Below are 18,107 nucleotides of genomic sequence, written 5' to 3'. Positions count from 1 at the left end.
CTTGCGTCCGCTGCTTGCGTCATTACGCCGCCGGGGATTCGCGTTTCGCGAAATGCTGGCGGTCGGTGACGAAATAGACGAGCGCGGCCACCGGAAATGCGAGGCCGACGAGCGACGTCAAAGGCCAGCCGCCCTGCGCGTACGACCAGCCGCCTAACGCGGAGCCAAGCGCACTACCCGCGAAAAAAGTCGCCATATAGACGCCGTTGACGCGCGACCGGAACTGCGGCCCCAACGAAAAAATCGCGCGCTGCCCCAGCGTGATATTCGACGACACGCCGAAGTCGAGCACGACGCCCGCGATAACGAGGCACGTCAGCGATTGCGGCGCGCCCGGTGGAACCCATCGCGCAAGCAGCAAGGCACCGATCACGGCCAGCAACGCAACCGCGGTGGCCGGCCGCGTCCAGCCGCGATCCGCGAGACTGCCCGATAGGGTTGCGGCGATTGCGCCCGACACCCCGACAAGCGCAAACAACGCGATACCGCCTTGCGATAACCTGAACGCAGGCCCCGCAAGCAGCAGCGGCGTGGTGGTCCAGAACAGGCTGAATGCGGCCCCAAGACAACCGGTATAAAACGAGCGGCGCCGCACGACCGGTTGCGTGAGCAACAGATGCCACATCGATGCCAGAAGTTCTAGATAGCGCAGCTTCGACAGCGGTTCGCGCGGCGGCAGCACGATCGCGAGCAGCGCCATCAAGGCGGCCATCAACGCCGCCGACAAATAGAAGATGGTGTGCCACGACGACGAAATCTGTGTGACGAAGCTCGATGCAGGGCGCGCCAGCATGATGCCGAGCAACACCCCGCTCGTCACGTTGCCGACCACGCGCCCGCGTATGCGCTCCGGCGCCAGATGCGCCGCATACGGGACGAGCACGTGAACCGCGACGCTGCCTAATCCGATCAGGCACGCGGCAACGAGAAACAGCGCGACGTTCTGCGACAGCGCAGCGCCGAGCAGTCCGAGCGCCGCGATGCCCAGCAGCGTCAGCGCAAGGCGCCGGCTTTCGATCAGATCGCCGAGCGGCACCACCAGCAACATGCCGGCGCCGGTACCGATCTGCGTCATCGTCACGATAAGACCGGTCGCGCCATTTGCGACGCCGAGCGAGGCGCCGATCAATCCGGCGAGCGGCTGCGCGTAATAGATGTTGCCCGCGGTCAGACCGCAAGCGAAAGCCACCAGCAACACGAGCCATGGCGATACGCGTTCGCTTGCGGCCGGCGGCTTCGTCGAGTCGAGGTTGTCTGTCATGGACGGAATCTTTAATAGGAAGTCCGCGTTTCCAAAATAGACGGAATGCGGTGCATGGAAGTCCTGCGGCTGACGGCAAAACCCGGCGCGGCCGCATCGACAACAGAACAATCTCGTACTGGCAGTTATTCCCTTAAAGCATCGGCATGAAGCGCACGCCCAAGCTCGCCGATGCATCAAAATGCTGACCGACCGCATGCGACCGTCGCGCTAGCAGCGCGGATCGCATCGCGTTAGACTGATTCGCAGGAGTGCAAGCAATACGGCACGTTTCACGACCGCGACCGCACATTCGATGGAGATTGAACGATGGATCACACGAAACTGACCGCGCACTTTCCGACAATCGATGTGGAAATGACCCGGCGCGACCTGCCTGAAAAAAATGGTGAGGTTGTGACGATTCACATCACCGCCACCCCTTCGTTCGATGCCGCCGCTCGATGGCTGCTGCAGCCGGGCTGGTTCGCGTTCGCCGGGCCGCTGATGATGTGGACGGAAATGATGCGCACGTGGCAGCCGTGGTTGCCGGCCGCATTTGCGCCGGTGCTGCCGTTGCCGAAGCCGGAATGGACGGCCAAATGAGCCAAATGAGCGACAGGCCAGAAGCGCGCTAAACGAAGCGAAGCGCGCCTACCGGTCGCGGTGACGAATCCGCTTTGCGGCCGTGATCACCGCGATGCCCGCCATGATCACCGCAACGATCGCGACCGTATGCTGCGAGACATGCAGGGTGACAAGCCCCCATGCGATGCCGGCAATCAGGATCAGCCATCCCACGAGATAAATGACTAGCGTCATCGAAGGCTCCGTTCGGGTATCGGAAAGCGGAAATCGGGCACGCTGAGGCGATGTCCACCTCAGCTGCCCAGCCCAGGCTTTCTTTTCGAAAGCAAATTCGATACCCGAACGGAATGGACGTTGCGATCCGGAAAAATCAATCCGGCTGAATCTGCATTGCGTCGACACGGTCCGGATAGAACGCGAGATGACCTTTGATCTCGCTGACCGCATCATAAGGAGTTTCATACGTCCAGACCGCGTTGACCGAGCGGTCGCCGCCGGCCGGAATGCTGTAGTAACTGCAGTCGCCCTTGTACGGGCAATAGGTTGCGTGCGACGTGCGCTCGAGCTGCGCCATGTCCGCATCTTCGCGCGGAATGTAGAGCACCTCCCGGTACGAAGCCTCGCGCAGCACGAGCGCGTTCCTCGTATCGGCAATCACTTTTCCGGCTACGACAACCACGATGTGCGACCGGCTTTTCGTTATCGTGATCGGATGATCGGGACCGGGAATCTTCACCGTCTTCACCGTATTCTGCATATGCGACCTCATCGAGTGGGCGGAGCACAACGCAACGGCCTGAACGCGGCCATGGGGTTACCAAAGCGGCGACCAATATCGCAGCCAGCGGCCATCATATGCCGATCCGAAAACCTGCGTATGTGTGAGGTCTTCCCGCGATATGGAGAGCGGTAACCGGCTTGCGGCATCAGCCTTTGGTTTCGTCGCGGCCGGCAAACAGCGGCCGCGCGTGGCGATCTGAAACGAGTTGCACGACCACCGATGCCGACGCGAATGCGAGCCCCGTCGCGCAAACACCGGCCCAGCCCCAGACGCTCCACGCGAATGTGCCCACCGCGGTGCCGAGCGCGCCACCCGCAAAACGAATCGTCATATAAAGCGTATTGATGCGGTTCATCGCGCCCGCGCTGATGCCCATATTGCGCGACATATTCGCGACGTGTCCGATCTGCACGCCGAAGTCGAGCACGATCACACCGGCGACGAGCCCCACAATCGAACTGCCGACCAGCGCGAACACGCCATACGCAATCACCATCGCCATGCTGCCCGCGAGCACGACCCCGCGCGCATCGCCGCGATCGGTCCATTTGCCCGACACCGTCGATGCGCTCGCGCCGACCACGCCGACTAAACCGAACAGACCCGCCGTCGCGCTGCCATAGCGCGGATCGATGGCATGCAGATGAAAGGCGAGCGTTGTCCAGAACGCACTGAATGCGGCGAATTGCAGCGCGGCGATCGCCGACGTCTGGCGGATGAGCGGCGCATCGCGCAGCAGTGTCCACAGCGAGCCCATCAGGCTTCCCCAACTGCCCGAAAACGTCGGCTCGGTGCGCGGTATGACCGCAAGCAGCATCGCGACGATGCCGATCATCGCGACCGCCGCAACGCCGTACACCGCGCGCCAGCCGAACGATTCGGCAAGCAGGCCCGACACCGTGCGCGACAGCAGGATGCCGCACAGCAGTCCGAACATCACCGTTCCGACCGCCCTGCCGCGCTGCTGGGGTCCGGCCAGTTGCGCGGCCAGCGGCGTTAGCAGTTGCGGCGTCACGCTTGTCAGGCTTGTCACGAAACTCGCGACGATCAGCCAGGCAAGCGTCGGCGCGAACGCGGTCGCGATAAGCGCCGCGGCCGCGGCAAGCAGCGTAACCGTAAAAAGCGTCGTGCGCCTGACCATGTCGCCAAGCGGAACGAAGAGCAGCAAGCCGAGCGCATAGCCCGTCTGTGCGGCGACCGACGCGGAGCCGGCCGCCCGCTCGGTGACATTGAACGTATGCGCGAAATCGACGAGCAAGGGCTGGTTGTAGTAGTTGTTCGCGACGACGACGCCTGCAGCCAGCGCCATCACCCAGTAGACCGATCGATTCATTCGCGGAAGACCTCTATTGTCCGAATGTGCGCTGACCGCCGGATGGCGGACCCACCCGAGGTGTGGCGCAATGTGGCTCGTTGCAAAGAACGTTACGCAATGTGCCGTGATTCATCAGATTACGCAATCGGCAGTGCAAATTCCGTACAAGGTGGGCCGGGCCCGCGTCACGCTCGTGGCATCGCGCGAGGCTGAATGTGTGGCGCATCCGCTTCGAGCTGAAGGTCGCGGCCGCGGGTGCCGCGTGGTTGTCTCCCGGCTGGGAACGGATCGGCCTTGCGCGATCGTTCGATGCGGGCGGAAACGAACAAAGTGTCGATAACAACTTCACGGCAACGGGCGCACAATCGATGTCAGCGGAAGACCTCAGTGCGCGCGCTCATGCTCCTGTGCCTTGAGGTCTGGCCAACTGAGGCGAACGATGCGATTACCGCGCATAGTACGATCCCATTCCGAAGGCGGCGCGTTGCCGCGGCCAGGCGATCTGCTGCGCCGCCGCTTTCGTGTGGCGATGCCGGGTGGGCGCGCGATGCGATACCTTGGCCGTGTTGCCGCCGCTGCAGGATTGCTGATCGCGCTGTGGCTCATTGCGAGTGACGATCCCTATGCGGTGCTGTCGCTCGTGCGCACGGCGGCACTCGGCCTCGTTATCGCCGCGCTTGCGCATGTGCTGCATATGCTAGCCAACGCACGCGCATGGCAAACGCTGATGCTCGATCCTCCGCTGCCGCGTTACCGGACACTGCTCGGTCTGATCTGGATTCGCGAATCGATCAATGGTCTATTGCCGGTCGCGCGCATCGGCGGCGACCTCATCTCGTTCCGGCTGCTTCTCAAAAGCGGCTTTGCAACCTCGATGTCCGCCGCGAGCCTGATTGCCGATATGCAGCTCACGGTGATCAGTCAGTTGCTGTTTGCCGCGGCAGGCATCGCTTATCTGTTTGCGAATGTGCAATCGGACGCACTGCGCATCGTGAGCCACCTTGCGTGGGGCCTCCTGCTGATCGCGCCCGCGTTCGCGATATTCGCGCTGATCCAGCACGCGAATCCGTTCGAACGGATCATGCGCGTACTCGATCGAATCGCCAGCGGCAAGCTTGGCGAACTCGTCGGTAAGTCCGCCGATATCGACGAAAAGATCAAGCGCATCTGGCGCCGCCGAGCGATCGTCTTGCGCTATCTGCTTATCTGGCAGCCGCTTCAGGCGCTGGGTACATCGCTTGAAATCTGGCTTGCGCTTTACTTCTTCGACACGCCTGTCAGCTTTGCCAAGGCCTTTGTTATCGATTCGCTCGTTCAAGTGGTGGCCAGCGCCGCGTTTTTCGTGCCGGCCGCGCTCGGCGTGCAGGAAGGCGGCTTTCTGCTGATCGGCGGCATGCTCGGGCTCGAGCCGGCAACATGTCTCGCGCTTGCGGGCGCACGGCGTGTGCGCGATCTCGTGATCTTCGTGCCCGGCATGCTCGCATGGCAAATCGCGGAATCGCGCATTGCAAAAACAAGCACGACTGCAAGCACAAACCACGCGGCTAACGCCGCTTCAATCGATACGAAACCAGGCGCCCATGCTGGTACCGATGCCGACAGCTTACAACCTTGACATTGTTGTCATCGATCCCGCATAAATCATTACGCTATTCGCCGTTCGCTTAACTATCGCCTATACTCGTTCAGCCCGGGCTTAAACAATCCTTTTTGTTCACTGCTGCTGCCGCTGGCATACGCCACGCGGTCGGGGTATGCACGCGCGTGTGCATACCCGTCATGCAAGTGTGTGGAGACACGTCTTGCAAGCGCGCCTGTGTGCTTGATGCATGCACGTCGCTTGCTGATTGCCGTATCAAGGAGATCGCCCAATGCGCGTCAAGTATGCGTCGTCCGCTGGATCCGTTATGCGCCTGGCCGGTATAGCCGGCCTTGCCGCAATATCGCTTGCCCTCGCCCCTCATGTGCATGTCATGCAGCCGGCCCATGCGGCCGAAAGCGCCAAGGCCGCGCAGACCTGCAACAACGAAGCGACCGGCATTACGCTGCCGCCGGGTTTCTGCGCGACGATCTTCGCAGACGACATTGGCCACGCGCGACAAATGACGGTAGGCCCGGACGGCACGCTATACGTGAATACGTGGAGCGGCAGATACTACAAGGTCAACACGCCGCCGCCTGGCGGCTATGTCGTTGCATTAAAAGATACGAAGGGTGGCGGACACGCGGATGTCGTACAGCGCTTTGGCGATGGCCCCAATGATGGCGGTCACGGCGGCACCGGTATCGCGTTCTATAACAACGCGATCTACGCGGAAAGCAATGACCGCATCATGCGCTATACGCTCAAAGCCGGCGATGTCGCGCCTTCTGGCAAAGGCGAAGTGATCGTATCGGGCTTGCCCGTGACCGGTGACCATCCGATGCATCCGATCGCAATCACGCCCAAAGGCGATCTGCTGATCGATCTCGGTTCGGCAACCAATGCTTGCGAGCAGGAAAACCGCACGCCGCATTCGAAGGGCAATGAGCCGTGCACCGAGAAGGACACGCGCGCGGGCATCTGGCGTTATGACGCAAACAAGACAGACCAGAAATTCTCGGCGGCCGGGCGCTACGTGAGCGGCATTCGCAATGGCGAAGGTATCGCACTCGACGGATCGGGCCGTATCTTTTCAACGCAGCATGGCCGCGATCAGCTTCACGAAGACTGGCCTGAACTCTATACCGCTAAGCAAGGGCAGGAACTGCCCGCGGAAGAAGTGGTGGAGCTCAAGCAAGGCGCCGATTACGGCTGGCCGGAATGCTATTTCGACCAGACGCAAAAGAAGCTCGTGCTCGCACCCGAGTATGGCGGCGACGGCAAGAAAGCCGGTCTTTGCAGCGGACGTACCGCGCCCGTCGCATGGTTCCCGGGCCACTGGGCGCCCAATGACATGGTGTTCTATGAAGCGAAGAGCGGCGCGGGCAGTTTCCCGCATGCTTACGACGGCGGCGCATTGATCGCGTTTCATGGTTCATGGAATCGCGCACCGGGTCCGCAGGAAGGCTACAACGTCGTGTTCCAGCCTTTCCATAACGGCAAGGCGACCGCGGGCAAGTACCTGGTGTTTGCCGACGGTTTTGCGGGTGCCGTCATGGAACCGGGCCAGGCGGCGTTCCGTCCTTCGGGGCTAGCGGTCGCGCATGACGGCGCGCTCTTTATCTCCGACGATATTCATGGCCGCATCTGGCGGGTCACGTATCACGGCGGCAATCCGGATGCTCAGGTCGCGGCAGCCGCGAAGTCGCCGGGCGCGCAGTCGACGTCGAGTTCAGAACTGCCGCCCGAGGGTATTCATCCGGACGCGGGTAAAGTCACGGCAGGTTTGCCCGTGCCGCCCGGTTCATCGGCACAGCAGGTCGCGCTTGGTGCGCGCGTGTTCGCAGGCCAGGTGGGCGGCGCGACGTGCTCGGGATGTCACGGATCGGATGCTAAAGGTTCAGGCATCGGCGCGGATCTGACGGCCGGCAAATGGTTGTGGAGCGATGGCAGCCTCTCGGGCATTCAACAAACGATTGCCAATGGCGTGCCGCATCCGAAGGAACATAGCGGCGTCATGCCACCGATGGGCGGCGTGCAACTGTCACAGGATGATTTGAAAGCGGTGTCAGCTTACGTGTGGGCGTTGGGGCATCAAACGCATTGACGTGCTGTTGCACTAAAGACGCGCTGTTGCGCTAAAGAAAAGACTTACGCGCCTTTTGCTCCAGCTTTTGCCTCGGCCTCGGCCTTGGCTTTAGCCTTAGCGCGCGTAAGTCTGCGACAAGGCTTTAGCCGAGCGGATCAGATCGTCGAGCATCGCGGCGCGTTTGGATGGGTCTGTGTCGCGCCCGGTCATAAAGCAGAGCGCCGCGACCGCATGGCCCGCGCGGTCGCGAATCGGAGCGGCCATGCAGCAGCGAAACGTCTGCGACAAACCTTCGGTGCAGCAGTATCCCAGTTGCGCCGCGCGCTCGACGTCGTGCAGAAAATCGTCGAAGACAATGCGCGTGCCGTTGTCGAGCACGAAATCTTCATCGGGAATCAGCGCGCGGATTTCATCCGCGCTTAAATGCGCAAGCAGCAGCCGGCCCGTCGCGGTCCACGGAATCGGCACCCTGACGCCGATATCGGAACTAATATTGAAAGGCCGCGCGCTGTTTTCCGATAACACCACGGTGTACTTGTTGCCTTCGAGCATGCAAAGCTGCGCGGTCTCGTCGTGGACTTTCACAAGCGAAAGTATGGTTTGATGCGCGCGGCTGATCAGATCGTTATGCACTGCATAGTCGGCGCCGTAGTAATGCATCTCGCGGCCGAAAAACACGCTGCCGTCCGGGCGCGTTTCGAGCCAGCCGGCATCGGTCAGAATCGTCACAAGCTCGTAGACGCTCGAGCGCGGCGCGCCCGTCGATTCGATCAGCTCGCGCATGCTGAGCGGACGCCTTGCATCATGCAACTGCCTGAGCAGGGCAACGACGCGATCGACGCCTCGCGCCCGCGTCGACTCACTGGAAGAAGCGATTGCGGAAGCGCCGGTCGTGCGCGGCGCGGCACGTGGCCCGCCGTCATCACCGCCGCTATCGCGACGCCCAGGCTTCGAATTCAGGTTCGCTCTCAATGGTCGAGCACTCTGTGCAGGAACTGGCGCGTGCGTTCGTTCGCAGGGTTCACGAAAATCTGTTCGGGCGCGCCCTGCTCCGCAATCACGCCTTTATCCATAAACACCACGCGGTCCGCGGTCTTGCGTGCAAAACCCATTTCATGCGTAACGACCACCATCGTCATGCCGTCGCGCGCGAGGCCACGCATGACTTCCGTTACCTCGCCGACGAGTTCCGGATCTAACGCCGACGTCGCTTCATCGAAAAACATGATGCCCGGCTCGACCGCAAGCGCGCGCGCGATCGCGACGCGCTGCTGCTGTCCGCCCGATAACTGGCTCGGATAGTGTTCCGCGCGATCGGCAAGACCGACGCGATCAAGTGTTTCCATCGCGCGCTTGCGCGCATCGGCCGCACTCATCTTGCGCGCCTTGATCAGCGCAAGCGTGACATTGCCAAGCGCGCTCTTGTGCGGAAACAGATTGAACTGCTGGAACACCATGCCGACATGCCCGCGAATTTCCTTTGCGCGCCGCGCATCGTGCAATGGCACGTTATTGACCCATACTTCGCCCGCATCCGCCGTTTCGAGCCCGCTCATAATGCGCAGCACTGTGCTCTTGCCGGAACCCGATGCACCGATCAGCACGAGTACTTCACCGGGTTGCACATCGAGGTTCACATCGCGCAACACCTGCGTGGCGCCGAACGACTTGCTGACACCGGACAGATTGATCAGCGGCTTGCCCTGCGCATTCGTGGTCATTACAGCACGCTCCTTCTTCGATCATGACGGCGCACCCACTGCGACAGCGGAAAGCACACGATGAAATACAGCACGGCAACCAGCCCATAAATTTCAACCGGCTTGCCGACGCGGTCGACAATCGCCTGTCCGCCGTGCATCAGTTCCGACATACCGATCATGCTGACAATCGACGTATCCTTGATCAGCGACAGATACTGGCCGATTAGCGGCGGCAGCACGATCCGGCCGGTCTGCGGCAACACCACTGAGAAGAACGTCTGCAGTTTGCTCAGGCCGAGAATCTGCGAGACTTCCCACTGCCCTTTCGGCACAGCCTCGATACCGGAGCGAAAGACCTCAGCGATATAAGCGCCTTGATAGACGCTCAAGCCGACCACGCCGGCCGCGAACACGTCGATCGCGTAACCGAAGTACGACACGCCGAAGTAGATGAAAAGCAAGGTGATCAGTACTGGCGAGCCGCGAAACAGCTCGGTATAGAGCTTCGCGATATAGCGCGTGCCGGGCGGGCCGAAGGTACGCAATACCGCGGCAAAAAGCCCGATCAGCGTGCCGCCGATAATCGACGCCACCGATAGCAGCAAGGTCGCCCACAACCCTTGCAGCAGGATCGACAGACTGTTGAATAGGAGGTCGCTCGACATGTCCGGTCTCTTGCACTCGTGTCTAGACGCTCAATGGCTCAGGCGGCGTTCATCAGGTACGGTCCACCTGGCGCGCAAGGAAAAACGCCCGCCGCGTACGCTTCTTCATTTCGAGCGGCGGATGGAATACGCGCGCACCGATCTGCGCCGCAATCCACGAAAGCGCGTTGCTAAGAATCAGATAAATGATGAGCGTAATGGTGAACGTCTGGACATAGAGCAGCGTGCGCGAATTGATGACGGTCGCGGTTCCGCTCAGCTCCGGCAACGCGATCGCCGACAGCAGCGAGGTGCCGAGCAACAGCTGGATCAGGTTATTGACAATCGCCGGATAGACCGCGCGCGCCGCTTGCGGCAACACCACGTCGATAAAGATCTGCGCGCGTTCCATGCCGAGAATCGATGCGGCTTCGAGTTGTCCGCGCGGCACCGATTGAATGCCCGCGCGAAACACTTCAGCCAGATATGCACCGACATTGACGCCAAGCGCGATCACGCCCGCCGTGAACGCATCGAGCGTAATGCCGAGCGTCGGCAAACCGAAGAACACGATAAAAATTTGCAGCAGCACCGGCGTATTGCGGATCGCCTCGATATAGATGCTCGCGATCCAGCGCAGCGCAGCGACGCGCGACGAACCCGCAAGCGCGGTCAGGAGGCCGAGCGCCATCGAAAGCGCAAATGCGAGCAGCGTGACCTGCAGCGTCAGCCACGCCGCGCGAAGGAAATCGTTCGCGTAACCGGCGAGGGTTATCCATTGGTAGCTCATTACTTCTCCGTGCGCCGACTCAGTCCGCGCGATACAACCCGGTGCAAGGCAGCGCAGTGCGATGCGACGCGGTCCGGCCTAGAACTGCGGATTCAACGGATAGCGCGGGTCGACACCGAACCACTTCTTGTACAGCTGCTGGTTCAGCTTCGACGCATTGATCTGGAACAGGAACAGGTTCAGGTAATCGAGCCACACCTGATCGCCCTGCTTGACGCCGAAGCCGTTGTATTCCAGCGGCACGAGCGCTTCGTCGGTCACGGTCAGTTCGGGGTCGAGCTTTGCCTGATACGCGAGGAAGTTGTTATCCTCGATCATCGCGTCGGCCTGGCCCTGTTTGACGGCAAGAATTGCAGCCTGCGAGCTGTCGTACTCCTGAATCTTGACCTGCATGTTCAGCGAGCGCACTTCGTCGCCGTTCGTCGAGCCCTTGACGGTGGCGATCGTGCGGTTCGACATGTCCTTGATCGACTTGATGCCGCTGCTCTTCTTCACGAGTAGCGCTTCGCTTGCGACCACATACGGATGGGTGAACGAGATTTCCTTCGCGCGCTCGAGGTTGCGCGTGAAGTTGCAGAACACCACATCGACCTTGCTGGTCTGCAGATTCGGAATGCGGTTCGCGCTCGTCGTATTGACCATTTCGAGCTTTACGCCCATCTGTTTCGCGAGCTCTTTCGCGAGATCGACATCATAGCCGTCGGGCGCGCCAGCCTGATCGTAGAAGCCAAACGGCGCAAAGCTCAGGCAATCGCCGACGCGCAATGAGCCGCGCTGCAGAACCTGTTTGAGCGTGGAGTCGCCCGCGCTCGCGCTTTGCGCGGGGGTGTCGACTTTCGTGCAGGCGCTAAGCGCCAGCAATGCAGCAACGGCGGACAGGCAGAAGAGTTTTGCGCTTGCTTTGGCGAGTCTCATTGTTGGCGTCCCGATCGGAAGATGGAAATGTTCAACGATGCTGCGCTGTGCCTGCTGGTGCGCCCACGCCGGACGTGTGTTTGACGTAGCTGTCCGATATATCGGAATCGAATCCGATACAACAGATGGCAGCGAGTGTTTCATGGACATAAATTCCGCGCAACCGGGAAAACGCGGAGACTGGCGGTCAAAGAAAGACCGAAAGCGGTGTGAGGAAAACAGCAATCGCAGGGCGTTGCACCCTGCGTGCGATCAAACGCGCCCGGCTACCGGAACCAGCGCTCCCGTAATGCACTGCGCGTCCTGCGATAACAGAAAAGCGATCACTCCGGCGATCTGCTCAGGCGTCACCCACCGCGCGAAATCGGCTTTGGGCATATCGGCGCGGTTCTGCGGCGTGTCGATTATCGACGGCAGGATCGCGTTAACGGTTACGCCCTTGTCCTTCAATTCGTCGGCGAGCGCCTCGGTCAGCCGCATCACCGCCGATTTCGATGCCGTGTATGCGCCCATGCCCGTACCGGCCTTGAGCGCTGCCATTGCACCGATATTGACGATGCGGCCGGCGCCCCGGGCGCTCACATGGGCAAGCACCGCCTTCGATGCATTGAGCGCCGTCTTCACATTCACGTCGAACATTTGGTCCCAGCTATCCGCGCTGCCGTCGGCAATCGTCTCCCAGCGGAATCCGCCGGCGACATTCACAAGCGCGTCGAGCGCACCGAAGCGACCAACGATCGTTGCAACCGCAACTTCCGCTGCTTGCGGATCGATCAGGTCGACGTGATCGACGACACACGCCTGCGCGAGTTCGACCGGTAATGCGTCCGGCGCGGCACCGCGGCCGATCAGCGCGACTTGCGCGCCACGCTCTGCCAATACACGCGCGGTAACGAGGCCGAGCGCGCCGAATGCGCCCGTCACAGCGACGACGGTTCCTTGCAGATTGTTCATGAGCGTGACCTCCTGTGGCAAAACGCTGTGGTGCGAGATTGATCCGATGGCGCGCGCGGGCAACCGACGAAGCATCATAACGCCGGGCAAGCTGGTCGCGTAGTGAAGCGCGCACGCTGCCTCTATCGCAGTTCCCGCTGCAGTGTCTACTATAAGAAGCGGCATCCGCGAGTTGCAGCGACAGAAGCAGCGTAGCGATAGCCTCCCGTCCGCCATAACAACTGCCGAAGAACGGAGACACAAGATGAGCAACGAGCTTTCGCCGTCCCGCACGCCATCCGGCACCCAGCGCGATCCCGCGCACAGCCACACATTTGTGCTGATCCACGGCGCATCCCATGGCGGCTGGTGCTGGCGTTTCGTGGCCGACGCGCTACGCGCGCAAGGACATCGCGTTTTTACACCGACGCTGACGGGCCACGCCGAACACCACCATCTGCTAAGCGCCGTGACCTCGCTCGACGTGCCGATCACCGACATCGAAAACCTGCTCGAAGCGGAAGAACTGGAAGACGTCGTGCTGGTCGGCCACAGCTACGGCGGACTCGTTGCCGCCGGTGTTGCCGACCGCCGCGCGAGCGCGATCCGCTCGCTCGTATTTCTCGACAGCCTGCTTGTTGAAAGCGGCAAGACGGCGATGGATATTCTGCCGCGCCCTATCGTCGAAGAACGGTTGGAGAAGATCAAGGCAAGCGGCCGGCCGCTCGAAATGCCGCTGCCGAGCCTCAGCGCGATGGGCATACCCGACGATCACCCGCACGCCGCGTGGGTCCTCCGCCGGATGACGCCGCATCCGCTCGCCACGTATTGCACGCCGCTTCAACTGCGTCACCCCATCGGCAACGGTTTGCCTCGCACCTATGTGCATTGCGCGAAACCGTCGTACGAAGTACTCGAGCCGGTCCGCGAGTGGGTCCGTTCGCTCGACGGCTGGCATTGGGAAGAGCTCGCGTCCGGCCACGACGCCATGGTGCTGGATCCGGATTTGCTTACCGACCTGCTCGTGCGACTTGCCGCGCGGACCGCGTAACTGATTCACGCCTTGCAGGCTCTGCCTTGCCTCACGCCCGTCACACGCTTTGCACAGGATGACTAAAATCAAACGAACCCTTCCAGCAATGTGCCAAAGCAAAGGAGAATTCAGATGGCCGAAACTTCCAATCGTGTAGCCATTGTGACGGGCGCATCGGGCGGCATCGGCGGCGCGATCGCCGCGCGTCTCGCGCGTGACGGCTTCGACATCGCCGTCACGTATTCAGGCCATTCCGCCGCGGCCGACGCGCTTGTTTCAGATGTGAAGAAACTCGAACGCCGTGCAATTGCGATAAAAACCGACGTCGCGAAAAGCGATGACGTCGCGCGTCTTTTTGCCGCCACGCATGAAACATTCGGACGCGTCGATGTCGTGGTAAATAGCGCCGGCATTATGCCGCTCGGCCCTATCGCCGCCGGCGACGTCGAAACGTTCGACCGCGTGATCGCGACGAATCTGCGCGGCAGCTATCTGATGTTTTCGGCCGCCGCCAACGCGCTTGGCAATGGCGGGCGCATTATCGCGATCTCGAGCAGCGTGCTCGCCAAGTCGTTTCCGAATTACGGGGCTTACATTGCCTCGAAGTCCGGCGTTGAAGGGCTGGTGCGTGTACTCGCCAATGAAATGCGCGGACGCGGCATTACCGTCAATTGCGTCGCGCCCGGCCCGACCGGCACCGATCTTTTTCTGAAGGGCAAGAACGAGCAGCAGATCAAGGCGCTGGCCGACCTCTCGCCGCTCGAGCGCCTCGGCACACCTGAAGACATCGCAGGCGCCGTGTCGTTTCTCGCCGGCCCGGACGGCGCGTGGATCAACGGACAGATTCTGCGGGCCAACGGCGGGTTTGCGTAAGCGGAGCTCAAGGCCCGTCGCAGCATCTTCGCCTCCTCGCGACCGCTGCGCCGCACGATTCAGATACGCTTACGCCAAGGCAATCCGTCGACAAACTGATCGATTGCATCGAACAGCACCGCGCGGCGCACGCCATCCACGGCCTCGACCGACAGGCCCGCGAACACCGTAATGCACAGGCTCGCGAGCGCCTTCGGGTCGGCGCTCGCGGCAAGTTCTCCCGTGCTTTTTGCATGCGCAAAACGTTCGGCGATGGTTGTCGCCGCTTTGCGTCTTAGCGTGCGCAGAAAGGCGCGCAAGTCTTCATGCTCGGCGCCGACGCTCATGCCACCGAGAAAAATCATGCAGCCCTTCGCGGGCCGTGTGCCCGCAAAGAGCTCGGCGCTCGTGCGCAACATCGCGCGCACGCCGTCGCGGACCGCTTCGTGCGCAAGCAGTTGCCGCACCGCGGCGCCGCCTTCACCGTCCACGTAAAGCTCGACCGCTTCACGAAACAGCGCTTCCTTGCTGCCGAACGCGGCATAGAGACTCGGCGAGTTGATGCCCATTGCGTCGCCAAGGTCGCTGATCGAACACGCGTCGAACCCCCTGACCCAAAACACTTCCATCGCACGGCGCAGCGCCGCGCGGCGGTCGAATTCGCGCGGCCTGCCGCGCGGCCTCGCTTCGCGGTGCGGGTGCGTACCTGTACCGGCCATGTCAGGTCTCCTGTTCGGGTTTCTCATCGATTTATGTATCGATCTTAACAGAAATAACTGGACATCGGTCAGCGGGAGTGGTCAAATCTGTGCCGACCGTTACATAAATAATTGGCCTGATTCGAATCCTTATTAGATGGCTCTCGCCATCCATCTGCGAAGCGGGCCTTTTCAGTTACAGGAATCTCAAGATGAAAGCCACCCTTTCCGCACTCGCTACCGCCTTGCTCATGGCGAGCCCGCTCGCTTCACACGCGCAAACACACGCGCAAACTGCCGCGCCGGCAGCGTCGCACGACTCCGCGCCCACCTATGCGGTATTCGTCGATCAGCCCACGGGCTACACGTTCGTGAAGCTGCCTGCAGGATGGAAATTCGCCGGCGCAGTATCGAAGGAACAGGCGCAGCATCTGCCGGCTACCGTGTTGACGAAGGTCCCCGCCATCGATACGGTAACGGCCACTGCTCAGTAAGGAAAAAGTTGGATAGCGCCGCTACGGCCTGAAACCGTATAGCGTGTGCGCGTTGGTGGTGAGTATCTGATTGCGCAGCGTCGCGTCAGGCACCCATAGCGCTAACGTATCGAGCAACTGGCTGACTGTCGGCATCGTGTTCCACTGCGCGACGTGCGGCCAGTCCGATCCCCACACGCAACGCGTCGGCGCGGCGTCGGCGAGCGCCTGTGCATACGCGATCGTGTCGTGATACGGCGGTTCGTCTCCGCTTAGGCGGTACGCGCCCGATAGCTTGACCCATGCGCCATCGCGCACAAGTCCAACGAGCCGCTGAAATCCATCGGACCCCGCACCGGTCGACGCCGGCAAATGCCCCATATGGTCGACTACGATGGGCGATCGCAGTTTTGCAAGCCGCGGCCCGAGTTCGGTCAGATCGCGAGCGTCCAGCAAAAACTGGATGTGCCAGCCCCAATCGCAGGCAAGCGCATCGTATTCGTCGAGCTGCGCGAACGAAATACCGCCACCACCGAACAGCACGTTAATCCGCATGCCGACCGCGCCGGCGTCGACCATCGCCTGATAATCGGCGTCCGCGAGTCCGAGCGTGGGTACGACCACACCCTTTAGCCGCGCGCGATTCGCACGCAATGTATCGAGCATCAGCGTGTTGTCCTGACCGTGCACGCTAACCTGAACCAGCACGCCATAAGTCGACCCGGTTTCATCGAGCATGCGCAAATACGCTTCTTCCGGTGCAGGCGGCGGCGTGTAGGCACGATCACGCATCCACGGGTAGCGCGGCGGCTCGCCGATCACATGCGCATGCGTATCCACCGCGTTTGCAGGCATCGTGAAAGCGGTCGGTCCGCTCTGCTGCGCAGGCGGCGCCGGGCACAACGGCGCGCGGCTGGCAGGTTCGGCTACAGTCACTCAGATATCCTCCAGTTTGATACCGCGCGTTTCGGGCAGGAACACAATGCTCGCGAGCATCAACGCATAAGCGAACACCGCGAAGATCGCAATCGCGGTCGAAAGCCCAAAGTGCTTCGCGAACACACCGACGAGCGTCGGAAAAATCGCCCCCATGCCGCGGCCGAAGTTATAGCAAAACCCCTGCCCCGAGCCGCGCAAACGCGTCGGATAAATTTCAGTGAGAAACGGCCCGACGCCGGCGAGATAACCGCTGCCGAAGAAGCCGAGCGGAAAGCCGAGCCACAGCATGACGCTGTTGCCGATCGCGAGCTGCGTATAGGCGAGCACCGAAACGATCGCGATAATCGCAAACGACACGAACAATGTCTTGCGCCCATAGCGGTCGGAAATCCACGCACCGGTCAGATATCCGGCGATGCTGCCCGCAATCAGAAAGCCCAGATAGCCGGTCGAATTGATCACGCTCAAATGGCGCTCGGTTTTCAGAAACGTCGGGATCCACGTCGAAATCGCGTAATAACCGCCCTGGCAGCCCATCACGAAGATCGCTCCGAGAACCGTGGTGCGCAGTTGCGGCCCGGTGAAGATTTCGAATAACGAAGGCGCCTTAGCGCTTTTCGCTGCTGGCGCCGCGACCATGCTTTCGTCGCCGCGCGCCCGCCTGGCGATGCGCGGTTCCTGCACATAACGTCGCGCGAATAGCAGCATCACGGCAGGCACGGCGCCTGCGGCAAACATCGCGCGCCATGCGAGATGCGGCGGAAGCAGCAAAAACATGACCGCCTGCAACAACGCGGCCGCGCCCCAGCCTACGCCCCATGCGGACTGCACCGAACCGACCGCGCGGCCACGATACGCGGGACGAATCGTTTCGCCGATCAGCACTGCGCCGGCCGCCCATTCGCCGCCAAAGCCGAAACCGAGCAGGCCGCGCGCGATCATCAACTGGTCGAAGTTTTGCGCCAGTGCGCAAAGCAAACTGAAAAGACAAAACCAGCCAACCGTAAGCTGCAGCGTCAGCACGCGGCCGATCCGGTCTGCAAGATAACCGGCCAGCCATCCACCGATAGCCGATGTCAGCAGCGTGACAGTGACGGCAAGCCCCGCGATGCTGGCTTCGACATGCCATAGCATCGTGATCGTGCCAATCACCAGCGGATAGATCATGAAGTCCAGCGCGTCGAGACCCCAGCCAAAGAAGCAGGTCCAGAATGCGCGCCGCTCGGGCGGCGTCATCTGGCGATAGAACGCGGCAAGGCCCGTGTCATGATCGGGAACCGTTGCACGCTCGGCGCGATTGTTATCGGCCGCCGCGTCATGCCCTCTGCTTTGAAACTGCGCCATCCGCTTGTCTCCTTCGTTTCCCGGACAGGAAACGCTGCGACGTTCACCACTGCTTCATCGCCGAAGCAGCAATTCGCTCTCCCGGGGTGGTCGAGTTGCGTATGTCTAGTAGCTGTCTTATTGTATGACGACTTGAGTCTGCGGATGTACGTCAATCTTGTCAATTATTTTTCTCGGTCACTAACGCA

Annotated in this window: 19 protein-coding genes; 6 read left to right on the top strand and 13 right to left on the bottom strand. The window is 61.4% G+C overall.

The features are described 5' to 3' along the window. Positions 1-22: 22 nt before the first annotated feature. A complete protein-coding gene (locus KZJ38_RS28945) occupies positions 23-1,261 on the bottom strand; it encodes an MFS transporter (protein WP_219803490.1) in 1,239 nt (412 codons plus the stop codon). A gap of 309 nt (positions 1,262-1,570) precedes the next feature. On the opposite strand from KZJ38_RS28945, the gene KZJ38_RS28940 reads away from it, so the two are divergent. Then, positions 1,571-1,846, top strand: a complete 276-nt coding sequence (locus KZJ38_RS28940; protein WP_219803489.1) for a hypothetical protein — start codon at positions 1,571-1,573, stop codon at positions 1,844-1,846. Positions 1,847-1,894: 48 nt separating this feature from the next. On the opposite strand, the gene KZJ38_RS28935 is transcribed toward KZJ38_RS28940, so the two are convergent. The 3 genes from KZJ38_RS28935 to KZJ38_RS28925 all read right to left on the bottom strand — a co-directional run bounded on the left by KZJ38_RS28935 (position 1,895) and on the right by KZJ38_RS28925 (position 3,942). Beyond that, positions 1,895-2,062, bottom strand: coding sequence for a hypothetical protein (locus tag KZJ38_RS28935; protein ID WP_219803488.1), 168 nt, complete (start codon positions 2,060-2,062; stop codon positions 1,895-1,897). A gap of 136 nt (positions 2,063-2,198) precedes the next feature. Then, positions 2,199-2,585, bottom strand: a complete 387-nt coding sequence (locus tag KZJ38_RS28930; protein WP_246642064.1) for a DUF427 domain-containing protein — start codon at positions 2,583-2,585, stop codon at positions 2,199-2,201. 169 nt (positions 2,586-2,754) lie between these two features. Continuing rightward, entirely contained in the window at positions 2,755-3,942 is a 1,188-nt protein-coding gene (locus KZJ38_RS28925; RefSeq protein ID WP_219803486.1) for an MFS transporter, read from the bottom strand. A gap of 529 nt (positions 3,943-4,471) precedes the next feature. Here KZJ38_RS28925 and KZJ38_RS28920 point away from each other — a divergent pair. Together KZJ38_RS28920 and KZJ38_RS28915 are read left to right on the top strand one after the other, a co-directional pair. Next, positions 4,472-5,539: a lysylphosphatidylglycerol synthase domain-containing protein gene (locus KZJ38_RS28920; protein ID WP_219803694.1), complete on the top strand. Its 1,068-nt coding sequence runs from the start codon at positions 4,472-4,474 to the stop codon at positions 5,537-5,539. Positions 5,540-5,897: 358 nt separating this feature from the next. Then, the gene (locus KZJ38_RS28915) at positions 5,898-7,613 is read left to right on the top strand and encodes a c-type cytochrome (RefSeq protein WP_219803485.1); all 1,716 of its coding nucleotides are present in this window, start codon (positions 5,898-5,900) and stop codon (positions 7,611-7,613) included. Between the two features lie 96 nt (positions 7,614-7,709). Here KZJ38_RS28915 and KZJ38_RS28910 read toward each other — a convergent pair whose 3' ends face one another. The 6 genes from KZJ38_RS28910 to KZJ38_RS28885 all read right to left on the bottom strand — a co-directional run bounded on the left by KZJ38_RS28910 (position 7,710) and on the right by KZJ38_RS28885 (position 12,601). Further along, complete coding sequence (locus tag KZJ38_RS28910; protein ID WP_246642063.1) at positions 7,710-8,378, bottom strand: IclR family transcriptional regulator; 669 nt, start codon at positions 8,376-8,378, stop codon at positions 7,710-7,712. A gap of 185 nt (positions 8,379-8,563) precedes the next feature. Beyond that, on the bottom strand, positions 8,564-9,316 hold the full coding sequence (locus tag KZJ38_RS28905) for an amino acid ABC transporter ATP-binding protein (RefSeq protein ID WP_219803484.1): 753 nt from the start codon (positions 9,314-9,316) through the stop codon (positions 8,564-8,566). Then, the gene (locus tag KZJ38_RS28900; RefSeq protein ID WP_219803483.1) at positions 9,316-9,963 is read right to left on the bottom strand and encodes an amino acid ABC transporter permease; all 648 of its coding nucleotides are present in this window, start codon (positions 9,961-9,963) and stop codon (positions 9,316-9,318) included. The genes KZJ38_RS28905 and KZJ38_RS28900 overlap by 1 nt, the downstream gene beginning before the upstream one ends. Before the next feature lie 52 nt (positions 9,964-10,015). Further along, positions 10,016-10,732, bottom strand: a complete 717-nt coding sequence (locus tag KZJ38_RS28895; protein WP_219803482.1) for an amino acid ABC transporter permease — start codon at positions 10,730-10,732, stop codon at positions 10,016-10,018. A 78-nt stretch (positions 10,733-10,810) separates the two neighbouring features. Next, a complete protein-coding gene (locus tag KZJ38_RS28890; RefSeq protein WP_219803481.1) occupies positions 10,811-11,647 on the bottom strand; it encodes an ABC transporter substrate-binding protein in 837 nt (278 codons plus the stop codon). Between the two features lie 252 nt (positions 11,648-11,899). Beyond that, complete coding sequence (locus tag KZJ38_RS28885; RefSeq protein WP_219803480.1) at positions 11,900-12,601, bottom strand: SDR family NAD(P)-dependent oxidoreductase; 702 nt, start codon at positions 12,599-12,601, stop codon at positions 11,900-11,902. A gap of 244 nt (positions 12,602-12,845) precedes the next feature. On the opposite strand from KZJ38_RS28885, the gene KZJ38_RS28880 reads away from it, so the two are divergent. Together KZJ38_RS28880 and KZJ38_RS28875 are read left to right on the top strand one after the other, a co-directional pair. Beyond that, positions 12,846-13,631, top strand: coding sequence for an alpha/beta fold hydrolase (locus KZJ38_RS28880; protein WP_219803479.1), 786 nt, complete (start codon positions 12,846-12,848; stop codon positions 13,629-13,631). 114 nt (positions 13,632-13,745) lie between these two features. Next, positions 13,746-14,486 (top strand): SDR family oxidoreductase, encoded by a 741-nt coding sequence (locus tag KZJ38_RS28875; RefSeq protein WP_219803478.1) that lies wholly within the window; start codon positions 13,746-13,748, stop codon positions 14,484-14,486. 59 nt (positions 14,487-14,545) lie between these two features. On the opposite strand, the gene KZJ38_RS28870 is transcribed toward KZJ38_RS28875, so the two are convergent. Next, positions 14,546-15,184, bottom strand: coding sequence for a TetR/AcrR family transcriptional regulator (locus KZJ38_RS28870; protein WP_219803477.1), 639 nt, complete (start codon positions 15,182-15,184; stop codon positions 14,546-14,548). 191 nt (positions 15,185-15,375) lie between these two features. Here KZJ38_RS28870 and KZJ38_RS28865 point away from each other — a divergent pair, with 191 nt between their 5' ends. Next, a complete protein-coding gene (locus tag KZJ38_RS28865) occupies positions 15,376-15,657 on the top strand; it encodes a hypothetical protein (RefSeq protein WP_219803476.1) in 282 nt (93 codons plus the stop codon). A gap of 21 nt (positions 15,658-15,678) precedes the next feature. On the opposite strand, the gene KZJ38_RS28860 is transcribed toward KZJ38_RS28865, so the two are convergent. Further along, positions 15,679-16,572: an amidohydrolase family protein gene (locus KZJ38_RS28860; RefSeq protein ID WP_246642062.1), complete on the bottom strand. Its 894-nt coding sequence runs from the start codon at positions 16,570-16,572 to the stop codon at positions 15,679-15,681. Further along, entirely contained in the window at positions 16,573-17,919 is a 1,347-nt protein-coding gene (locus KZJ38_RS28855; RefSeq protein WP_219803475.1) for an MFS transporter, read from the bottom strand. It lies immediately after the preceding gene. Positions 17,920-18,107: the final 188 nt, after the last annotated feature.

The sequence above is a fragment of the Paraburkholderia edwinii genome (assembly GCF_019428685.1).
In the GTDB taxonomy this organism is placed as follows: Bacteria; Pseudomonadota; Gammaproteobacteria; order Burkholderiales; family Burkholderiaceae; genus Paraburkholderia; species Paraburkholderia edwinii.
The sequence above is the reverse complement of the archived record's forward strand: the minus strand, read 5'-3'. Positions and strand labels throughout refer to the sequence as shown.